Source organism: Solilutibacter silvestris (assembly GCF_050574925.1).
GTDB lineage: Bacteria > Pseudomonadota > Gammaproteobacteria > Xanthomonadales > Xanthomonadaceae > Solilutibacter > Solilutibacter silvestris_A.
This window is the reverse complement of the sequence record NZ_JBCMOO010000002.1, coordinates 107026-124096: the sequence shown is the minus strand read 5'-3', so window position 1 is coordinate 124096 and position 17071 is coordinate 107026. Positions and strand designations below refer to the sequence as shown.

Here is a 17071-nt window from a genome sequence, read left to right as displayed (position 1 = left end):
GAGTGATGTGATCAGGAAGCGCGCTCCTTGAGCGCGTCGAGCACGGCCTGCGCATGCCCGGGAACCTTCACCGGCTGCCAGACCTGCGCGACCTTTCCCTGCGGATCGACCAGGAAGGTGCTGCGCACGATCCCTTCGAATTCGCGGCCATAGAGTTTCTTCATCTGGATCACGTCGAAGGCGCGGCACAGCGCTTCGTCGCCATCGCTGACCAGCGGGAAGGTGAAGCCCTGCTTGGCGCAGAAGTTGGCGTGCGATTTCACCGAGTCGCGCGAGACGCCGATGATGTCGGCACCGAGCTTGCGGAATTTCGGCAGCAGCGCCTGGAAATCCAGGCCTTCTGTGGTGCAACCCGGCGTGGAATCCTTCGGGTAGAAATAGAGGACGATCCAGCGGCCGGCGAAATCGGCAAGCGTGGCGGTCGATCCATCGCCCAGTGCCAACGGCAGTTTGAGGACGGACTTCGGGACGGCCTTGCCAGCGGTGATGGTCATTATCTGTGCGTCTATCCGGTTCAGAACTTCATCGGGTCCATGATCGCGTCGAGGTTCAGGCGATCGGAGAATTCGAGGAAATCGTCGCGCAGCCCGGCGATGTGCATGTCGGCCGGCACGCCGATGGTGAGCTGGGCGGTGAACATCTCGGCGCCGGTCTGCATGGCGCGATAACGCGAGCAATGCAGGTTCTCGACGGTGATGCCCTGGCGATCGAAGAAATCGGCGAGCTGGAACAGGATGCCCGGCTTGTCGGCAGCGACCACTTCGACGATGTAGGGAATGAGGTTGGACTGCAGCGGCTTCGGGCCGGTGCGGTACCAGTTGAGCTTGTAGCCTTCTTCGCGCTCGAGGCGGGAAAGCATCGCTTCCAGCTTGGCGATGGCATCCCACGAGCCCACCGCCAGCATGCTCACCGAGACATCGCGGCCGACCGTGCTCAGGCGCGCGTCCACCAAGTTGCAGCCGGAATCGCTGATGCGCCGGGATACCGGCAGCAGCGGCGAGTCGGGGTGCGTCGCGTAGGCGTTGATGAGCAGGTGGTTCTCGTTGCCCGTGGGGCGTGCGGCGGTATCGCTCAAGATGTTCGTGTCCGGCGGCGGTCCGCCCAGGCGCCGGCAGAGCGCCGACACCGACAGGATACTTGCCGCCTATTTCACGCCGCAAGTAACATGCAGGCTGTCTTTCGACCCCTTGCGGGCGGTTCTCTTGCAACTCTCCGGCATCATCACGGCACTGGCGACCCCCTTCACCGAGGCGGGCGCCGTCGACTTCGACGCCTGGTCCAGGCTCATCGCGCAACAACTCGAAGGTGGCGTCCACGGCCTGGTCGTGGCCGGTTCGACCGGCGAGGCCAATGCGCTGGACGATTCCGAATACGACGCGCTGCTGCAGGCGGCGGTCCGCCAGGTCGCCGGGCGCGTCCCGATGCTGGCCGGAACCGGCACCTCGAACACCGCCAAGACCATCGCGCTGACCCGCCGCGCGATGCAGTCGGGCGCCGATGCCGCCCTGGTCGTCACGCCACCATACGTGCGCCCGACCCAGGCTGGCCTGGTCGCGCATTTCCGCGCCGTGGCCGAGCAGGGCGGCCTGCCGGTCGTGCTCTACAACGTGCCGGGCCGCACCGGCTGCGACATGCAGCCCGAGACGGTGGCCGAGCTGGCTGCGCACCCCAACATCATCGGCATCAAGGAAGCGGTCGACGCCGAGGCGCGCATGCAGGCCTTGCTGGCCCTGTGCTCGCCGCAGTTCGCGGTGCTGAGCGGGGACGACCCGACCGCCTGCCGCGCCATCCTCGCCGGTGCCGGCGGCCTGGTTTCGGTCGGATCGAACGCCGCGCCGCGTGCGTTCCGCCGCCTGTTCGACCTCGCCCACGGCGGGAATGCCGCCGACGCGCAGGCCCAGGACGGGCGGATGCGCGGGCTCTACGCCTTTCTCGCCGCTGAACCCAACCCCATCCCGGTCAAGGCATTGCTGGCCGAGTTCGGGTATGGTCACGGCCTGCGGTTGCCTCTGCTTCCGCTGTCCTCGGGACCACGCGCCGGATTGGCGGCGATGGCTGCCGCGGTCGGCGATCTCGAAGCGGCCTGAATCACCCAAGAAATACCCATTCGTACCGATTCCCGGAGAACGCTGTCCCATGCAAGTTCGCACTCGTCTCGCTCTCGCCGCGCTCGCCGTCGCCGTCCTTTCCACGTCCGGTTGCAGCTGGGTCCGCGGCAAGCACAAGACCGAGGCCTACAAGCTCGCCGCCGAAGCGCGTCCGCTGGAAGTGCCGCCGGATCTCGATCGTCCCACGGCCGATGCCGCGATGAACCTCCCCAGCGGCGGCGGCAGCGTCTCCGCCTCGCAGGTCCAGCCGCGCGGTTCGGTCACGCCGGCCGCCCCGCGTGAAAGCGCCAGCGCCTTCATCGTGCCGGGCACCCGCGACGACGTCTTCAACAAGCTCGGCACCGCGCTGGCGGGCGTGCAGGGCGCGACCGTCAAGAACAAGTCGCAGCTGCTCGGCACCTACGATGTCTCGTATTCCGGCCACGATTTCCTGATCCGCACCGCGACTGTTGCCAATGGCGTGCACGTCTCGGCGATCGATCCGCGCGGCAGCCTCGATGCCGGCGCCGAAGCGACCAAGGTCATCGCCGACCTCAAGGCCGCGCTCGCCAAGTAATCGGGCGATCCGCGCAAGACGAAACGGGCGCCATCGGCGCCCGTTTTCATTGTGTCGATCGCTGGAGGTTCAGCGTTCTAGGTGTGGCAGCTTGTTCGGCTTGCCGTCCCAGTCCGCGGCATCCGGGGGCGGATTCTTGCGGGTGGTGATGACCGGCCAATCGCGCGACAGCTCGGCATTGAGCGCGACGAAACCTTCCTGGCCTGCGGGCACGTCGTCCTCGGCGAAGATCGCGTTGGCCGGGCATTCCGGTTCGCACAGGGTGCAGTCGATGCACTCGTCGGGATCGATCACCAGGAAGTTCGGGCCTTCGTGGAAACAGTCGACCGGGCACACCTCGACGCAATCGGTGTATTTGCACTTGATGCAGTTATCGGTGACGACGAAGGGCATGGAGCGGGTTCGCGGTAGTCGGACGGGTATTTTACGGCAACGAAAAACCCACGCCGGGGCGTGGGTTTTTGTATGGCGCTCCCTACGGGATTCGAACCCGTGTTTTAGCCTTGAGAGGGCCACGTCCTAGGCCTCTAGACGAAGGGAGCAAAAACGTCGATCTCCGATCCGTGCCGGGGATCCCGGCTGGACGTGCCGGTAGCTTGTTAGTATAGCAGGATGATGTACCCATTCAGCCATGACGCCCAGCGCATCCACCACGGGGCGATCGCTTGAGCCAGCCGCTTCGAATCATCACGCGCGACCAGCATTCGGTATCGCGCAAGGCGATCAGCCCGAACGCGCTGCGCGTGTTGTACCGGCTGCACGAAGCCGGTCACGCCGCATTCCTGGTCGGCGGCGCGGTGCGCGACCTGATCGCCGGCATCCAGCCCAAGGATTTCGACGTCGCCACCGATGCCACGCCCGAGCAGGTGCGCGCGCTGTTCCGCAATTGCCGCCTGATTGGCCGGCGCTTCCGGCTGGCGCACGTGGTGTTCGGCCGCGAGATCATCGAGGTCGCGACCTTCCGTGCGTCGTCGGACGACGGCAGCGGTGATCGCGAAGTCCACGATGACGGCCGCGTGCTGCGCGACAACGTCTACGGCAGCATCGAGGAAGACGCGGTCCGTCGCGATTTCACCGCCAACGCGCTGTACTACAACATCGCCGACTTCTCGATCCACGATTACGTCGGCGGTTTCGATGACGTGATCGCACGGCGCATGCGCATGATCGGCGACGCCGAAACGCGCTATCGCGAGGATCCGGTGCGGATGCTGCGCGCGGTGCGCCTGTCGTCGAAGCTCGGCTTCACCATCGCCGAAGACACCGCCGCGCCGATCGCATCGCTGGCGCCGCTGCTGTTGCAGGCGGCACCGGCGCGCCTGTTCGACGAATGCCTCAAGTTGTTCCTGTCCGGCCACGCCGTCGCGAGTTTCGAAGGCCTCGAACGTCACGGCCTGCTGGCGGTGCTGTTCCCGGAAACCGCGAAAGCGCTGGCATCGAATCGCAGTGGCGCATTGCGACGCATGGTGATCGCCGGTCTTGCCGGCACCGATGCCCGTGTCGCCGCTGACGAGCCGGTGTCGCCGGCCTTCCTGTTCGCGGTGCTGTTGTGGCCGGCCTATTGCCGTTCGCTGGCGCAACTGGAAGGACAGGGCATGCACGCGGCGGAAGCGCAGCGTCGCGCCGCCGATCGCGTCACCCTGCACCTGACCCAGGTGGTGGCGTTGCCGCGGCGGTTCTCGCTGCCGATGCAGGAAATCTGGTTGCTGCAGCCGCGCTTCGCGCAACGCAAGCGCACCGGGCGGTTCATCGCCCATCCGCGTTTCCGCGCCGCATTCGATTTCCTCAAGCTGCGCGAACGCGCCGCGCCCAGCCATGCCGGCGATGTCGCCTATTGGGCGGAATTGCAGGCCGGCCTGCCACAGGCGTCGGAAACCTACGATGACGTCGAGGGTGGCGAGGAACAGCCACGTTCGCCGCGCCGGCGCCGCCGACGTTCATGACCGTCGCGGTCCGCCCAGTGCGGGCTGCCATTGGCCTCGGCGGCAATGTCGGTGATGTTCCGCAAGCCTTCCGTTTCGCCATCGAACGCATGGGGGCGGAGCCCGGCATCGCCAACATCGTGGTGTCGCCGCTGTACGCCACCGCGCCCTGGGGCGGCATCGAGCAGGACCGCTTTCTCAACGCGGTCGCGGTGCTCGACACCACGCTGTCGCCGCATGCCTTGATGGAAATGTTGTTGAAGATCGAGCGCGAAGCCGGCCGCGATCGCAGCCGCGAAACGCGTTGGGGGCCACGTCGGCTCGATCTCGACCTGCTGCTGCACGGCGATGCCGTGATCGCGGCCGATGGCTTGCAGCTGCCGCACCCGCGCCTGCACGAACGTGCGTTCGCGCTGGTGCCGCTGCTGGATGCGTGGCCGGATGCGGCGATCCCCGGCATCGGTCCGGCCCGGCAGGCATTGGACGCGCTCGATCCGGCCGATATCGCCGCGATCATCGCCGGTCGGGTAGGCTAGGCGCCCTGCGAACGCCCCTCTTCAGGAACTTCCGATGAAACCCTCGCGCATGGGCGAAGCCAGGCCGGTCATGGTGCCGGACCTGCGAATTGCGAAAGAAGCCGGCAAGCGGCTGACGATGCTGACGGCCTATGACGCCGGATTCGCGCGCGTGATCGACACCAATGGTGTCGATCTCATTCTCGTCGGCGATTCGCTGGGCATGGTGGTGCAGGGGCAGGGGAACACGCTGGGCGTCACCGTCGACGACATTGCCTATCACACCGGCTGCGTCAGCCGCGCCGTGCAGCGCGCGCTGGTGATCGCCGATTTTCCGTTCCAGGCCGACGCCAGCGAAGATCGCGCGCTCGACGCCGCGACCCATTTCCTGCAGGCCGGCGCCGGCATGGTCAAGCTGGAAGGCGCAGGTCACAAGCTCGACGTGATTCGTTACCTCGTCGAGCGCGAGATTCCGGTATGCGCGCACCTCGGGCTGACGCCGCAATCGGTGCTGCGTTTCGGCGGCTTCAAGGTGCAGGGGCGCGATGACGCTGCCGCCGCGAAACTGAAGGAAGACGCGCTCGCGGTGCAGGCCGCCGGCGCGGCCCTGCTGGTACTGGAAGCGGTGCCGTCGCCGTTGGCGAAGGAGATCACGGCCATGCTCGACATCCCGACCATCGGCATCGGTGCCGGGCCGGACTGCGATGGCCAGGTGCTGGTGTTGCACGACATGCTCGGCCTCGACAGCGGTCATCGCCGTCCGCGTTTCGTCCGCGATTTCCTTGGCCAAGGCGGATCGGTGGCGGGTGCCGTACAGGCGTATTGCGCGGCGGTGCGCGACGGCAGCTTCCCCGACGACGAACATTCCTACTCGAAGTAATTCATGCAGATCCTGACTGATCTCACCGGCCTGCGTGGCGCGCTCGGCCAATGGCGCCGTGCCGGGCAATCGATCGCCTTCGTGCCGACCATGGGCAATCTCCACGCCGGCCATTACTCGTTGATCGCGCGTGCGCGCCAGCTCGCCGATCGTGTCGTCGCCAGCGTGTTCGTCAATCCCACCCAGTTCGGCCCGAACGAGGATTTCTCGCGCTATCCGCGCACCCCGGAGCAGGACGCCGAAGGCCTGGCGAACACCGGTTGCGACGTGTTGTGGCTGCCGGGCGTGGAGACGATGTATCCCTTCGGCGCCGACCGCGCGGTGGGCATGCATGTGCCCGGCATTACCGACGTGCTCGACGGCGCGGCGCGCCCCGGCCATTTTGATGGCGTCACCACGGTGGTCACGCGCCTGTTCCATCAGGTGCAGCCGGATGTCGCGATCTTCGGTCGCAAGGATTACCAGCAGCTGGCGGTGATCCGCTATTTCGTGCGCGACCTCGCGTTCCCGATCGAGATCATCGGCGCCGAGATCAAGCGCGCCGACGACGGCCTCGCCCTGAGTTCGCGCAACCAATACCTCAACGAGGACGAGCGCGCCCGCGCGCCGATGCTGTACCGCACGCTGCAGTCCATGCGCGATCGCCTGCTGGCCGGCGCGGCGCGGGTGGAGGTCGAGACCGCCGCCACCGCCGCGCTCGAGGCCGCCGGGTTCCAGCCCGATTACGCGGTGATCCGCACGCCCGCGCTGGAGGCCCCGGTGGACGGCCAGCCCGGCCCGCGGGTGGCCCTGCTGGCGGCGCGGCTGGGCACGACCCGACTGATCGATAACCTGGAATTCGACCTGCCCTGAACCTCGGTTGTTGCAGTGCGACAGAGGGGTCTACAATCGAAGGCTGTCCGCTCCAGACCACTGCCACCGCCATGCACATCACCCTGCTCAAGGCCAAGATCCACCGCGCCAGCGTGACCCACGCCGAGCTGCATTACGAAGGCTCCTGCGCCATCGACAGCCGCCTGCTGGAGATCTCCGGGATCCGCGACAACGAGCGGATCGAGATCTACAACGTCAGCAACGGCGAGCGCTTCGCCACCTATGCCATCCGCGCCGAAGCCGGCAGCGGCATCATCTCGGTGAACGGCGCCGCCGCGCACAAGGCGGAACCGGGCGACCTGGTGATCATCTGCGCCTACGGCATGTGCGATGAGGCGGAAGCCGCGAAGCATAAGCCGACGCTGGTGTATGTCGACCGCGACAACCGGTTGACGCATACCAACCACGGCATCCCGGCACAGGCGGCCTGACGCCATGGGCCTGCAGGATGCGTTGGAGGCCCAGGTCAAGCGCCTGGAAGGAACCACACTGCAGGATCTGTTGCGCGCCGACGCCACGCGTGCGGGATCGTTCTCGCTGAGGGCGGGTCCGCTGTACGCGAACTTCGCGCGCCAGGACTACGACAAGGCCGCGGTCGACGCCTTGTTCGATCTCGCCGAAACGCGCGGCGTGCGCGCCGCGTTCAAGCGCATGGTCGATGGCGAAGAGGTCAACGTGACCGAACACCGCCCGGCGCTGCACACGGCGTTGCGTGGTGATCTGTCGCCGGCGAAGACCGCGCACGAGGCCTACGAGGTCGCGAAGGCGACGCGCGAACGCATGCTCGGGCTGGTGCGCGAATTGCGGGCGTCCGGCGTGCGTGACGTGATCAGCCTCGGCATCGGCGGTTCCGATCTCGGCCCGCGTTTCGTGGTCGATGCACTGGGTTCGGACGACGGTGCGCCGCGCGTGCATTTCGTCTCCAACGTCGACGGCCACGCGCTGGCGCGTGCGATCGAGGGGCTGGATCCTGCAACCACCGCGCTCATCATCATTTCCAAGTCGTTCGGCACCCAGGAAACGCTGGCCAACGCGAAGGTCGCGCGGGCATGGCTGGGCGATGAAGGCGCGCGCACCTATGCGGTGACGTCGAAGCCGGACAAGGCCGAGGCGATCGGGGTCGCGGCGGAACGCGTGCTGCCTATGTGGGACTGGGTCGGCGGGCGTTATTCGCTGTGGTCGGCGGTCGGTTTCCCGATCGCGATCGCGATCGGCCCGGAACGTTTCGATGCTCTGCTGCGTGGCGCCGGCGATTACGACCGCCATTGCCTCGAAGCACCGGCGCGCGACAACCCGTCGTTGTGGCATGCGCTGACCGCGGTGTGGAATCGCGACGCGCGCGGACGCGGCAGTCTCGCCGTGGTGCCCTATGACGATCGCCTGAAATTGCTGCCGGCCTACCTGCAGCAACTGGTGATGGAAAGCCTCGGCAAGTCGGTGACGGTCGATGGTGCTGCCGTCGACGTGCAGACCTCGCCGGTGTGGTGGGGCAGTGCCGGCACCGACGCCCAGCACAGCTATTTCCAGATGCTGCACCAGGGCACCGGGATCGTGCCGATGGACCTGATCGGCGTGGTCAATGCCGATCATGCGCACGCCGAGAACCACGCACTGTTGCTGGCCAACCTGTTGGCGCAGGCGCAGGCCTTGGCGATGGGCGAGTCGTCGGAGGATCCGCATCGCAACTATCGCGGCGGCCGTCCCAGCACCTTGCTGCTGCTGGACGCGCTGACGCCGGAGTCGCTGGGGGCGCTGATCGCCTTCTACGAACACAGCGTGCACGCGCAGTCGGTGCTGTGGGGCATCAACGCCTTCGACCAGTTCGGCGTCGAGCTGGGCAAGCGCCTGGCCGATCGCACCCTGCCGGCGCTGAAGGGCGGGGCAGCCACCGGCGACGCGGTGACCGATGCCCTGATCGCCGAGCTCGGGCAGCGCACGCGCTGAAATGAAGCGGATCGCAATCCACGGCGGCGCCATGCTCATGGTGCTGTACGCGATCCTGCGGCTGTTGCTGGTGCGTGGCGCCGCCCTCGATTCCGACGAACCGCAACACCTGCACGTGGTGTGGGCGTGGACGCAACACGGCGTTCCCTATCGCGACGCCTTCGACAACCACATGCCGTTGTTCCACATGTCGTGCGCGCCGTTGTTGTCGCTGCTCGGCGAGCGCGCCGACATCCTCGACTGGATGCGCCTGGCGATGGTGCCGTTGGCGGTCGCCGCCTTCGTGCTGGCGTGGCGTTGCGGTCGTGCACTGTGGGGGAGCGCGGCAGCGAGTTTCGGATTGGCGCTGCTGGCGCTGGAACCGACCTATCAGCGCATGGCCGGGCAGTTCCGTGCCGACACGCTGTGGGCATTGGCGTGGATCGCGGCGATGGCCGCCTTCGTGCTGGTGCGTCGACCGGTGTGGCGATCATTGCTGACCGGACTTGCGGTCGGCGTGGCGATGGCGACTTCGCTGAAAACGATGCCGCTGCTGGCGTGCGCGCTGGTGACGGCGATCTTCGTGTTGGTCTGTTTACCGAAACAGGCGCGGCCGAATTGGCGATCGCTGGCCGGAGGGTTGACGTTTGGTGCTGTTGCTGCGACTGCCGTGGTCGCGATCGTCATCGCCATCGTTGCGGCGCGTGGCGGATTGGCCGCGATGCACGAAGCGGTGCTCGGGCACAACCTGCTGCCGGGATTCGGTCGCGATGCGGATACGCGGCAATTGGCGTTGCGCTGCGTCGAAGCGGGCATCGTCGCGCTGGTTGCCGGAGTGTTGGCCTGGCGATCGATCCGCCGTTCCGCCACTCCGGCATTGACCGCGCAACGCTGGTTCGTTGCCGGGTCCTGCGGTCTGTTTGCGATCTTCCTCTATGCCGTTTGGCCGCTGCTGACATCGCAGGACTATCTGCCGGTGCTGCCGCTGTTCGTGCCGTGGCTGGGTGGAGTGCTGTTGCGCGGGCTCGGACGGCTGCGGATCCAGCCGACAGCGGCATGGGTCGGTTACGCGCTGCTGGCAGCGGTCCTGCTGGCTTCGCGCGCGCCGTGGCGCGATCGCCTGCAGGAATATCGCCAGCAATTGGCGACCGTATTGGCGATCACGACGCCGGCCGACATCGTGATGGACGCCAAGGGCGAGGGCATCTATCGCCGCCGCGCCTTCCATCCGGTTCTGGAGATGGTCACTCAGGAACGACTGCGTCGTGGTTTGTTGGCGGACACGATTGTCCCTGACATCCGTTCCAGCCAGGCGCATGTGATGCACCCGGAGCGCATGCCGGATGCGGACCTGCAGGCCCTGCGCGCGGACTTCATCCCCTATGCCAACGGCGAATGGGTGGCGGGGCGCGAGTTGGGCGAGCAAGCCGCGGGGCCGTTGCGTGTCGCGGCGATGATCCCGGGCTGCTATCGCTGGTTGCGGCTCGATGGCGAACGCATCGCCCAACTCGGACCGGAACTGCAGTTCGATTCCGCCGATGCGGTGATCGATCTTCCGCAGGCCGGGCGCTATCGCCTGCTGTGGTGCCCCGCGGCAAGGCAGCTGAAAGCCGCGCATGCACAATGACGCGATGATGCCCGCTTTCGATTCCGATACCCGCCTGCTGGTGGTCGCACCGCATCCCGATGACGAGATCATCGCCTGCGGGGGATTGCTGCAAGCGGTGACACGGGCTGGTGGCCGCGCACGCGTGCTGTTCGCGACCGATGGCGACAACAATCCGTGGCCGCAGCGCCTGAGCGAACGCCGTTGGCGGCTCGATGCGCAGGCGCGCAAGCGCTGGGGCGCATTGCGCCGGGCCGAAGCCGAGGCTGCGCTGGATGCATTGCAGTGCGACGGACTGGATGGCATCCACGTCGGCTGGCCGGATGGTGGCTTGACGACCTTGCTGGCGCCGACACGCTCCGCGGAGGCGATCGACACATTGACTGACGTGATGGCCGATTTCGCCCCGACGCTGGTGATGGTGCCGGCCTTCGGCGATTACCATCCCGATCATTCGGCGCTGGCGTTGCTGGCGACGCTTGCGTTGCGGCGCTTTCCCGGCGTGCAGGCCGGCGCGTTCCATATCCATGTCCCGCCATCCACTGCCGCCCAGGAATGGTCGCTGGTGCTGGATGCGCAGGCGCTGGAACGCAAGCGCGACGCCTTGCGTTGCTATCGCAGCCAGCTGCACTTCGGGCAACAGCGACTGCTGAAATTCGCGCGGGCGAACGAGGCATTCGATATCGGTACGGGGGTTCCGCAGACAGTCGTAACTGGCGATCGCTGGCGCTGGCGGATCGAGCTGCCCGACTGGATGGCCAAGGCCGGCGCGCGTCATTTGCGGATCCTCGCGCTCGACGATTCCGGATCGCTGCTCGACCAGCGCCTGCCGTTGTCCGACCCGCGGCTCAAGGCGGTACGCAGGGCTGGCGTGCTCGAAATCGAGATGCAACCGCTCGTTGCCGGTGCGCGCCAGGTCTTCGCCAAGGTCGAGCACGGCGTCGATGCCTTCGTCTACGACATCACGTTGTGGACGGCAGCGGAATAGGCGCCGGGTTCTAGCGCAGGTGCTGGGCCAGCGCCCATTGCACGTGTTCGGCAACGAGTGCATCCGCTTCGTTGCGCGCGGATTCCAGCGCGGCGATCACGTCCGGCGTGGACGGCGCATTGCCCAGCGCCACCGCGATATTGCGGCGCCAGCGCTGATAGCCGCTGCGACGGATCGCGCTGCCTTCGCTGCGACTGAGGAATTCGTCCTCGTTCCAGGCGAACAGTTGCGGCAAGGTCGCGGTGTCGAGGGCGTTGCGGGCGCGGAAATCGGCTTCGTCATTGCGCCGGGCAAACTTGTTCCACGGGCAGATCAGCTGGCAATCGTCGCAACCGAAGATGCGGTTGCCGATCAGCGGGCGCAGCGCCTCGTCGATCGCGCCTTCGTGCTCGATGGTGAGATAGGCGATGCAACGCCGGGCGTCGAGTTGGTAGGGCGCGACGATCGCCTGGGTCGGGCAGATGTCGATGCAGCGCGCGCAGGTGCCGCAGTGGTTGCCGGCGGGCGCGTCGACGGGCAGGTCGAGATCGACGAACAGTTCGCCGAGGAAGAACCACGAACCGCCGTCCTTGTCGATCAGGCAGGTGTGCTTGCCGATCCAGCCGAGGCCAGCGTTGCGCGCCAATGCGCGTTCCAGCACCGGGGCGGAATCGACGAAGACGCGATGGCCGAGCGGGCCGATCATCGCGGCGACGTCGTCGGCGAGCAGCTGCAGGCGCTTGCGCATCAGCTTGTGGTAGTCGCGACCCAGCGCGTAACGGGCGACGTAGGCGCGTTCGCCATCGTCGAGGGTCGCCCATGCGGGCTCGGGATCCTGGCCGTAATCCATGCCGACGCAGATCACGCGCAAGGTGCCCGGCACCAGTTGTTCCGGCGCGCTGCGCTTGTCGTGGTTGCGTTCCATCCACGCCATGTCGCCGTGGCGGCCCTGCGACAGCCAGCGCTCGAGATGCGCGATGTCCTCGCCGAGTTCGACGCCGGACACGCCGAAGCGCTGGAAACCACGGGCGCGTGCCAGCGCTTCGATCTGCCGGCGCAGTCGTTGTGGCTCGTTCGCAGCGGGAGCATTGGGCGTGGACACGATGCGCAAAGTATAGAATCCGCGCATGACCGCAGCCTCGCGACATCAAGTGGCCACGCTTGCCGATGCCCAGGCGCAGATCCCGCAACGTCCCCGCGATGCCCACAAGGGCATGTTCGGCCACGTGCTGTGCATCGGTGGTGGCCGCGGCATGGGTGGTGCCTTGGCCCTGTGTGCGGAGTCGGCGTTGCGCGCGGGCGCGGGGCGCGTTTCGGCGGCAACGCGCGCGGAACATGTCGCGATGCTGTTGGCGCGACGCCCGGAATGCATGGTGCATGCGGTCGAATCGCCGACAGGCATCGCCGAGTTGATCGACAGTGCCGACGTGATCGCCATCGGTCCCGGCCTTGGACGCGATCCCTGGGCGGAATCGTTGCTGGAAGCGGCGCTGTCATCGGGGCGCCCGTTGGTGATCGATGCCGATGCGTTGACCCTGGTCGCGCGCGCCCAACGACGACCATTGCCGGCGGGCAGCGTCATCACGCCGCATCCGGGAGAAGCGGCGCGTCTGCTTGGAATCTCCACCGATGACGTGCAAGCCGATCGTTTCGGTAGCGCGCAGGCATTGGCCGAACGCTATCGCTGCGTCGCAGTGCTGAAAGGCCACGGCACGTTGGTCGCCGCGAATGGCGAAGACACACGCGTCGTCGAAGGCGGCAATCCCGGGATGGCCTCGGCTGGCATGGGCGACACCCTGACCGGAATCGTCGCGGCCTTGCGTGCGCAGCATCACGATGCGTTCGCCGCGGCATGGATCGGCGCGGTGCTGCATGCCGCGGCCGGCGATGTCGTCGCCGAACGACAGGGCGAACATGGCTTGCTCGCTTCAGATCTCATCGCTGCGCTGCCGTCGGTGTTTCCACGGAGAATGGCTGGATGAAACCCGGTCTCCCGATCCATCTTTCCGACGAAGCCGCCACGATCGCCTTGGCCGGTGCATTGGCGCGACGGCTGCCGGCGCGTGCCGTCGTCTGGCTGCACGGCGATCTCGGCGCCGGCAAGTCGACCCTGGCGCGGGCGATGCTGCGCGCGTTGGGTGTGCAAGGCGCGATCCGCAGCCCGACCTACACGCTGGTCGAGCGCTATCCGATCGCCTCGGGTGACGCCCTCCACCTCGACCTCTATCGCATCGGTGATGCCGGTGAGCTGGAATTCCTCGGTCTCGACCCCGACGACGGCCGCCTGTGGCTGGTGGAATGGCCGGAGCGGGGCGCCGGCGCATTGCCGCCGGCCGATCTCCATGTCAGGCTCGAGGTCGCGGGTTCGGGACGTGCCGCCAGCTTCGATGCGGACACGGAAACGGGACGGGAGTGGCTGGAAAAGCTCGAGGAACCTGAGAGATTGCTGACCCAAGTTCCCGATTCGCAAGGAATTCGTTGAAATGACGCAGGCAGGATGCTTGAATCGGCAAGGCTTGGTCCAGGGGCGAGTAGTGCGCGCGGTACGAACAGCGATCCCGATGATCCTTCTGCTGCTCGCGCTTCCGTCGTGGGCCGCGGACGTGCGCGCCGTGCGCGTGAGCCAGGGCGCGACCGGCACCCGGGCCGAGATCCAGCTCGACCGCGACGCCCAATACACCATCATCAACCTCGACAATCCGCGCCGCCTGGTCGTCGATTTCAAGGACAGCGCGGTCTCGTCGGACCTGCCGATGCCTTATGGCGCGGGCCTGGTCCGCGGCGTCCGCAGCGGAACCCCGGAGCCGGGTTCGGCGCGACTGGTCTTCGACCTGCGCGGCGACACCGTGGCGATCCGTCCCCACATGGAATCGAACGCCAACGGTCGCGTGCTGGTGATCGAGTGGCCGGACGACGGCGAGGGCGATGCCCGTCCGGTCGCCGCCGCAACACAGAGCGCACCGGCAACGACCAGTGAGCCGCAGCTCGTCGAACAGCCGCCGGCGCAACAGCCCGTGGTCGAACGACCGCCGGTGGTCGTCGCGCCGCCGCCGAACACCACGCCGACCGCGCAGGCGCCTGTCCGCACCGTCGCCGACGTCGCCAAGCGCGGCGGTGGTCGTCCGCTGCTGATCGCCATCGATGCCGGCCACGGCGGCCAGGACACCGGCGCCCACGGCGCAGCGGGCAGCCTCGAGAAGAACATCACCCTGCAAGTGGCGAAGGAGCTGGCGCGCCAGGTCAACGCGACGCCGGGGATGAAGGCCTATCTCACCCGCGATTCCGATTTCTTCATCCCGCTGGTGCGGCGCTACCAGCTCGCACGCCAGCACAAGGCCGACATGTTCGTGGCGATCCACGCCGACGCCTTCACCGATCCCTCGGCGAGCGGTTCGTCGGTCTGGGTGCTGTCGCGGCGTGGCCAGACCTCGCAGGCCGCGCGCTGGCTGGCCGACCAGGAAAACGCCGCCGACCTGGTCGGTGGCGTGCGCCTGCGCGACAAGGACAATACGCTGGCTTCGGTACTGCTCGATCTCTCGCAGAGCGCCACCCAGCGCGCCTCCGAGGAAATCGCCAGCCAGGTGCTGCGTGGCCTCGCCGATCTCGGCAAGACCCATCGTGGCGAGATCGACCGTGCCAATTTCGTGGTGCTGCGTTCGCCGGACGTGCCGTCGATGCTGGTCGAGACGGCTTTCATCAGCAACCCCGGGGAAGAGCGCAAGCTCAACAATCCCGACTACCAGCGTGAACTCGCGCGCGCCGTGCTGAACGGCATTCACACCTATTTCCGCCGCCAGCCGCCGCCGGGCACGCAGTACGCCGCGATGTACATGGGTGGGGCAAGCAATACCGCCGCGCGGCCCTGAGGACCTCCCGGTATCATCACGGATCATCCCGATCCGTGTGCCCGATGCCGATTCGCCAACTGCCCGAAACCCTGATCAACCAGATCGCCGCGGGCGAAGTGGTGGAACGGCCGGCATCGGTGGTCAAGGAACTGGTCGAGAACGCGCTCGATGCCGGCGCGCATCGCATCGAAATCGAATTGCAGGATGGCGGCACCCGCCTGATCCGCGTGCGCGACGATGGCGGTGGCATTCCCGCCGACGAATTGCCGCTGGCGATCCAGCGCCATGCCACCAGCAAGATCGCCTCGCTGGACGATCTCGAGGCAGTGGGCACGCTCGGGTTTCGCGGCGAAGCGTTGCCGTCGATCGCTTCGGTGAGTCGTTTCAGCCTCGGTTCGCGCCATCGCGATGCCGACCATGGCGCTGAACTCGCCATCGAGGGTGGCCGCATCGGCGAGGTCGTACCGAAGGCGCATCCGACCGGAACCACGGTGGAAGTGCGCGACCTGTTCTTCAACACGCCGGCACGGCGCAAGTTCCTGCGCGCCGAACGCACCGAGCTCGGGCATATCGAAGAGTGGTTGCGCTCGCTGGCGCTGGCGCGTCCCGACATCGAGTTGCGCCTCAGCCACAACGGCAAGCCATCGCGACGCTATCGCGGTGAGCCCAATGACGCCGGACTGTTCGCGCAGGGACGCCTGCAGGAAACCCTGGGCGCGGAGTTCCTCGCCCACGCCCTGCATCTGCAACACGAAGCGGGCGGCATCGAGGTCTCCGGCTGGGTTGCCGATCCCACCTACAACCGCGCCAGCGCCGACCAGCAATACGTTTACGTCAATGGCCGTTCGATTCGCGATCGCACCATCGCGCATGCGGTGAAGCAGGCATACGCCGATGTGCTCTATCACGGCCGTCAGCCGGCCTATGTGTTGTTCCTGGCGCTCGATCCACGCCGGGTCGATGTCAACGTGCATCCGGCCAAACACGAAGTGCGTTTCCGCGATGCGCGCTTGATCCACGATGCCGTCTACCACGCCGTCGCGGCGACATTGGCGGAAGCGCGGGCAGGGCGCGAGGCGACGACGCCGACGGCTGCAACCGGCGATCGACCGGCGTTCGCGCCAGCCGGCATGTCGTTGCCGCAATCGTTCGCGCAAAGCGGGCTGGGCTTGCGTGTTGCCGAGCAGACGACGCAGGCGTGGCAGTCGCTGTATGCCTCACCGTCGGAACAGTCGTCGTCGATGGCAATGCCGGCGGCCATGCCGATGGAAGCACCCGGCGAAATCCCGCCGCTGGGCTACGCCGTGGCGCAATTGCACGGTATCTACATTCTTGCCGAAGCACGCGATGGCCTGATCGTGGTCGACATGCACGCCGCGCACGAACGCATCGGCTACGAACGCCTGAAGACCGCGCACGATGGCCTGGGCCTGCGCACGCAACCGCTGCTGGTGCCGATCACGCTCGCGGTCGCCGAACGCGAAGCCGAAGTCGCCGAGCAGGAGGCCGCGACATTGCAATCGCTCGGTTTCGAACTGACGCGCTCGGGCCTGGGCAGTGTGGTCATCCGCTCGGTGCCGGCACTGCTCGCCAATGGCGACACCGAAGGGCTGGTGCGCGATGTCCTTGCCGACCTGCGCGAACACGGTGCCAGCCGGCGCGTGGCGGAAACGCGCGACGAACTGCTTTCGACCATGGCCTGCCATGGCGCGGTGCGCGCCAATCGCCGCCTGACCATTCCGGAAATGAACGCCTTGCTGCGCGACATGGAAGCGACGGAACGTTCCGGCCAGTGCAACCATGGTCGTCCGACCTGGGCGCATTTCTCCCTTGCCGACATCGACCGCTGGTTCCTGCGCGGTCGCTGATCCCT

18 protein-coding genes and 1 tRNA gene are annotated in these 17071 nt (G+C 67.0%); 14 read left to right on the top strand and 5 right to left on the bottom strand.

What is annotated here, in order from left to right:
* Positions 1 to 11 precede the first annotated feature (11 nt).
* On the bottom strand, positions 12 to 494 hold the full coding sequence (locus ABE093_RS01075) for a peroxiredoxin (RefSeq protein WP_430759014.1): 483 nt from the start codon (positions 492 to 494) through the stop codon (positions 12 to 14).
* A gap of 20 nt (positions 495 to 514) precedes the next feature.
* The gene (locus ABE093_RS01070) at positions 515 to 1075 is read right to left on the bottom strand and encodes a glycine cleavage system protein R (protein ID WP_430759013.1); all 561 of its coding nucleotides are present in this window, start codon (positions 1073 to 1075) and stop codon (positions 515 to 517) included.
* Between the two features lie 127 nt (positions 1076 to 1202).
* On the opposite strand from ABE093_RS01070, the gene dapA reads away from it, so the two are divergent.
* Both dapA and ABE093_RS01060 read left to right on the top strand, forming a co-directional pair.
* On the top strand, positions 1203 to 2087 hold the full coding sequence (dapA, locus tag ABE093_RS01065) for a 4-hydroxy-tetrahydrodipicolinate synthase (protein ID WP_430760050.1): 885 nt from the start codon (positions 1203 to 1205) through the stop codon (positions 2085 to 2087).
* A 49-nt stretch (positions 2088 to 2136) separates the two neighbouring features.
* The gene (locus ABE093_RS01060; RefSeq protein WP_430759012.1) at positions 2137 to 2664 is read left to right on the top strand and encodes a hypothetical protein; all 528 of its coding nucleotides are present in this window, start codon (positions 2137 to 2139) and stop codon (positions 2662 to 2664) included.
* Positions 2665 to 2733: 69 nt separating this feature from the next.
* Here the strand turns inward: ABE093_RS01060 and fdxA are convergent, their stop codons facing one another.
* Both fdxA and ABE093_RS01050 read right to left on the bottom strand, forming a co-directional pair.
* On the bottom strand, positions 2734 to 3057 hold the full coding sequence (gene fdxA / locus ABE093_RS01055) for a ferredoxin FdxA (protein WP_430759011.1): 324 nt from the start codon (positions 3055 to 3057) through the stop codon (positions 2734 to 2736).
* Between the two features lie 73 nt (positions 3058 to 3130).
* Positions 3131 to 3206, bottom strand: a tRNA-Glu gene (locus tag ABE093_RS01050).
* 123 nt (positions 3207 to 3329) lie between these two features.
* Between ABE093_RS01050 and pcnB the strand changes: the two genes are divergently transcribed.
* From pcnB to ABE093_RS01010, 8 genes are all read left to right on the top strand, one after another.
* Positions 3330 to 4607, top strand: coding sequence for a polynucleotide adenylyltransferase PcnB (pcnB, locus tag ABE093_RS01045; RefSeq protein WP_430759010.1), 1278 nt, complete (start codon positions 3330 to 3332; stop codon positions 4605 to 4607).
* Positions 4604 to 5122 (top strand): 2-amino-4-hydroxy-6-hydroxymethyldihydropteridine diphosphokinase, encoded by a 519-nt coding sequence (folK, locus tag ABE093_RS01040; protein ID WP_430759009.1) that lies wholly within the window; start codon positions 4604 to 4606, stop codon positions 5120 to 5122. Before pcnB ends, folK begins: the two co-directional genes overlap by 4 nt.
* 49 nt (positions 5123 to 5171) lie before the next feature.
* Positions 5172 to 5981: a 3-methyl-2-oxobutanoate hydroxymethyltransferase gene (gene panB, locus ABE093_RS01035; RefSeq protein ID WP_430760049.1), complete on the top strand. Its 810-nt coding sequence runs from the start codon at positions 5172 to 5174 to the stop codon at positions 5979 to 5981.
* A 3-nt stretch (positions 5982 to 5984) separates the two neighbouring features.
* Positions 5985 to 6833: a pantoate--beta-alanine ligase gene (panC, locus tag ABE093_RS01030; RefSeq protein WP_430759008.1), complete on the top strand. Its 849-nt coding sequence runs from the start codon at positions 5985 to 5987 to the stop codon at positions 6831 to 6833.
* Positions 6834 to 6904: 71 nt separating this feature from the next.
* Complete coding sequence (gene panD, locus ABE093_RS01025; protein WP_430759007.1) at positions 6905 to 7285, top strand: aspartate 1-decarboxylase; 381 nt, start codon at positions 6905 to 6907, stop codon at positions 7283 to 7285.
* 4 nt (positions 7286 to 7289) lie between these two features.
* On the top strand, positions 7290 to 8798 hold the full coding sequence (pgi, locus tag ABE093_RS01020) for a glucose-6-phosphate isomerase (protein WP_430759006.1): 1509 nt from the start codon (positions 7290 to 7292) through the stop codon (positions 8796 to 8798).
* Position 8799: 1 nt separating this feature from the next.
* Positions 8800 to 10404 (top strand): hypothetical protein, encoded by a 1605-nt coding sequence (locus ABE093_RS01015; RefSeq protein WP_430759005.1) that lies wholly within the window; start codon positions 8800 to 8802, stop codon positions 10402 to 10404.
* Positions 10405 to 10408: 4 nt separating this feature from the next.
* Positions 10409 to 11371 (top strand): PIG-L deacetylase family protein, encoded by a 963-nt coding sequence (locus tag ABE093_RS01010; protein ID WP_430759004.1) that lies wholly within the window; start codon positions 10409 to 10411, stop codon positions 11369 to 11371.
* Between the two features lie 10 nt (positions 11372 to 11381).
* Here the strand turns inward: ABE093_RS01010 and queG are convergent, their stop codons facing one another.
* Positions 11382 to 12479 carry a tRNA epoxyqueuosine(34) reductase QueG gene (gene queG / locus ABE093_RS01005; RefSeq protein WP_430759003.1) on the bottom strand — a complete coding sequence of 366 codons (1098 nt, stop codon included), beginning with the start codon at positions 12477 to 12479 and terminating at the stop codon, positions 11382 to 11384.
* On the opposite strand from queG, the gene ABE093_RS01000 reads away from it, so the two are divergent.
* The 4 genes from ABE093_RS01000 to mutL all read left to right on the top strand — a co-directional run bounded on the left by ABE093_RS01000 (position 12478) and on the right by mutL (position 17066).
* Positions 12478 to 13332: an NAD(P)H-hydrate dehydratase gene (locus ABE093_RS01000; protein ID WP_430759002.1), complete on the top strand. Its 855-nt coding sequence runs from the start codon at positions 12478 to 12480 to the stop codon at positions 13330 to 13332. The genes queG and ABE093_RS01000 overlap by 2 nt on opposite strands.
* Positions 13329 to 13832 (top strand): tRNA (adenosine(37)-N6)-threonylcarbamoyltransferase complex ATPase subunit type 1 TsaE, encoded by a 504-nt coding sequence (gene tsaE, locus ABE093_RS00995; protein ID WP_430759001.1) that lies wholly within the window; start codon positions 13329 to 13331, stop codon positions 13830 to 13832. Before ABE093_RS01000 ends, tsaE begins: the two co-directional genes overlap by 4 nt.
* A gap of 79 nt (positions 13833 to 13911) precedes the next feature.
* Positions 13912 to 15216: an N-acetylmuramoyl-L-alanine amidase gene (locus ABE093_RS00990; protein WP_430759000.1), complete on the top strand. Its 1305-nt coding sequence runs from the start codon at positions 13912 to 13914 to the stop codon at positions 15214 to 15216.
* Between the two features lie 44 nt (positions 15217 to 15260).
* Positions 15261 to 17066, top strand: a complete 1806-nt coding sequence (gene mutL, locus ABE093_RS00985; RefSeq protein ID WP_430758999.1) for a DNA mismatch repair endonuclease MutL — start codon at positions 15261 to 15263, stop codon at positions 17064 to 17066.
* The last annotated feature ends 5 nt before the right edge of the window (positions 17067 to 17071 follow it).

Excerpts from the sequence above, each read along its gene's own strand:
- ABE093_RS01075 (WP_430759014.1), bottom strand. The coding sequence starts at position 494 with ATGACCATCACCGCTGGCAAGGCCGTCCCGAAGTCCGTCCTCAAACTG.
- ABE093_RS01060 (WP_430759012.1), top strand. The coding sequence starts at position 2,137 with ATGCAAGTTCGCACTCGTCTCGCTCTCGCCGCGCTCGCCGTCGCCGTC.
- fdxA (WP_430759011.1), bottom strand. The coding sequence starts at position 3,057 with ATGCCCTTCGTCGTCACCGATAACTGCATCAAGTGCAAATACACCGAT.
- folK (WP_430759009.1), top strand. The coding sequence starts at position 4,604 with ATGACCGTCGCGGTCCGCCCAGTGCGGGCTGCCATTGGCCTCGGCGGC.
- panB (WP_430760049.1), top strand. The coding sequence starts at position 5,172 with ATGGGCGAAGCCAGGCCGGTCATGGTGCCGGACCTGCGAATTGCGAAA.
- panC (WP_430759008.1), top strand. The coding sequence starts at position 5,985 with ATGCAGATCCTGACTGATCTCACCGGCCTGCGTGGCGCGCTCGGCCAA.
- panD (WP_430759007.1), top strand. The coding sequence starts at position 6,905 with ATGCACATCACCCTGCTCAAGGCCAAGATCCACCGCGCCAGCGTGACC.
- pgi (WP_430759006.1), top strand. The coding sequence starts at position 7,290 with ATGGGCCTGCAGGATGCGTTGGAGGCCCAGGTCAAGCGCCTGGAAGGA.
- ABE093_RS01015 (WP_430759005.1), top strand. The coding sequence starts at position 8,800 with ATGAAGCGGATCGCAATCCACGGCGGCGCCATGCTCATGGTGCTGTAC.
- ABE093_RS01010 (WP_430759004.1), top strand. The coding sequence starts at position 10,409 with ATGATGCCCGCTTTCGATTCCGATACCCGCCTGCTGGTGGTCGCACCG.
- ABE093_RS01000 (WP_430759002.1), top strand. The coding sequence starts at position 12,478 with ATGACCGCAGCCTCGCGACATCAAGTGGCCACGCTTGCCGATGCCCAG.
- queG (WP_430759003.1), bottom strand. The coding sequence starts at position 12,479 with ATGCGCGGATTCTATACTTTGCGCATCGTGTCCACGCCCAATGCTCCC.
- tsaE (WP_430759001.1), top strand. The coding sequence starts at position 13,329 with ATGAAACCCGGTCTCCCGATCCATCTTTCCGACGAAGCCGCCACGATC.
- ABE093_RS00990 (WP_430759000.1), top strand. The coding sequence starts at position 13,912 with ATGATCCTTCTGCTGCTCGCGCTTCCGTCGTGGGCCGCGGACGTGCGC.
- mutL (WP_430758999.1), top strand. The coding sequence starts at position 15,261 with ATGCCGATTCGCCAACTGCCCGAAACCCTGATCAACCAGATCGCCGCG.